1 protein-coding gene and 2 pseudogenes are annotated in these 2059 nt (G+C 39.0%); all 3 read right to left on the bottom strand.

The window, feature by feature from the left end:
* Nucleotides 1–613: pseudogene (locus AC4FQ5_RS19500) on the bottom strand (hypothetical protein); the annotation flags it as partial.
* The gene (glf, locus tag AC4FQ5_RS19495) at nucleotides 606–1706 is read right to left on the bottom strand and encodes a UDP-galactopyranose mutase (RefSeq protein WP_491146130.1); all 1101 of its coding nucleotides are present in this window, start codon (nucleotides 1704–1706) and stop codon (nucleotides 606–608) included. The gene glf and the pseudogene AC4FQ5_RS19500, both read right to left, overlap by 8 nt.
* A pseudogene (locus tag AC4FQ5_RS19490) lies at nucleotides 1699–2059 on the bottom strand (hypothetical protein); the annotation flags it as partial. The gene glf and the pseudogene AC4FQ5_RS19490, both read right to left, overlap by 8 nt.

Here is a 2059-nt window from a genome sequence, read left to right as displayed (position 1 = left end):
TGACTAAAGGTTCGGTAATTAAAATTCTTACCGAAGGATCAACTTCTTTCATCATCTCGATACCTTCAATATATGCTTTCATGAGGGCATACTTCACTTCCCAACCCTGCCCTACGCAATATGGTGACGTTCCTTTTACATCACCACCCAACCAGGAAATGAAACTGACTTCATTAATGGGAGTTATAATTAAAATACCCTCAGGAATCAGGCTTCTGTATTTCAAAACAAACTCACGGCACAAATGGCTGAATCTTCTCGCAAACATCGGATGAAGCGGAGTGAGATCATCAGGAAAACCGAAATGACAGAGATCCCAGACAACCTGAATATCTTTAGTTTGGGAAATTTTGATGATGCGCTCCATCTCTGTCCAGTCATAGCAGTACGGTACTTTTTCTACCATACTCCAACGGATGCCTTCTCTTATGGTCTTTATCCCGACTTCGCTTAACAGATCATAATCTTCTTCCAGAAAAAGCTCATGTCCTGATGCTTTGTACAAATCTACTCTGTTCCCAAATGCGTTCTGCTGATCTGCACATTCAAAGCCACCCATCAGAAAACTTCTGAACGGATTGACATTTAACAATAGAAAATCATTGCTAAACATGCTCTTCCCTGCTTTTTATTTTTCGGACCAAAGCCAATGACTGCGCTACAACCTGATCCATATTATAGTATTTGTAGGTTCCTAAACGTCCTGTAAAAAATACATCAGGACATTGCTCAGAGAGCTTTTTATACTGATTATAGATTTCCTGATTTTGTTTCCTCGGAATCGGATAATAAGGATCGCCGTCTGCTGTAGGATACTCGTAAACAATGGTCGTTTTGTCGTTCTTTTGCCCTGTCAGAAATTTAAACTCCGTGATTCTTGTATACAGATTTGAGGTTGGATAATTGACCGTTCCTGTTGCCTGATAGTTTTCCTGATCCAGTGTTTCAAATTTAAAATCAATAGAACGATAGGGTAATTTTCCGTAGCAATAATCGAAATAAGAATCAATAGGACCTGTATAAATCAGTGTTCTGAAAGGAATAACATCAACAATATCTTTATAATCGGTCTGCAGCATGATGCTTATATTTTTGCTTGACAGCATTTTTTTAAACATTTCGGTATAGCCATGTTTTGGCATTGCCTGAAATGTATCTGTAAAATAGCGGTCATCTTTGTTGGTTCTCGTAGGAACCCGCGCGGTTACCGAAGCATCCAATTCTGAGGGATCAAGATCCCACTGTTTTTTGGTATACCCTTTAAAAAATTTCTCATACAGCTCTTTTCCTACAACATTCAGAACAACATCTTCAGAAGTGAGAATAGGATTTCTTTTTTCAGCTTTAGAGGCTAAAAAATCTGTTACTTCACTGGAAGTCAAATTCTGACCGTACAGCTCATTGATCGTTGTAAGATTTATTGGAATTGGCACCAATAAGCCATCAACACTTCCCAAAACACGGTGTTCATAAGGTCGCCAGTCGGTAAATTTCCCCAGATATCTGAAAACATCTTCAGAATTGGTGTGAAAGATGTGAGGTCCATATTTATGGATAAGAATTCCGTCTTCATTGTAATAATCAAAAGCGTTTCCGGCTATATGGTCGCGTTTATCAACAATTAAGATTTTTTTCCCTTCATCAGCAAGCCGTTCTGCCAAAACAGCTCCTGCAAAACCGCAGCCTACTATTAAAAAATCATACATGGTTGATCTGTTTTTGGGGTTCTGTTATCTGATAATTAATTGTTTCCACTTCGTTGATAAGTGCGTTCATTTTATTAAATGTATGATCCCAGGAATTGTCTTCGAGAAAGTGATCTACAGTTCTCAGCCAATGATCTTTTTCGGTATCTGCAAATATCTTTTCTGCTGCCGAAACGAAAGATTCTGCATCACTGATGATCTGCACGAGACCCGCATTTCCATAAGGTTGCACTACATCCTTAATTGCTGTAGATATTACAGGCTTGCCCGCAGCCAGATACTCCGGTGTTTTGGTAGGGCTTATAAATTCTGTAGACTCATTGAGGGCAAATAAAATGAGGGCAATATCCCAA

This window comes from Chryseobacterium sp. DT-167 (genome assembly GCF_058310155.1).
This window is presented reverse-complemented; position numbering and strand designations above follow the sequence as displayed.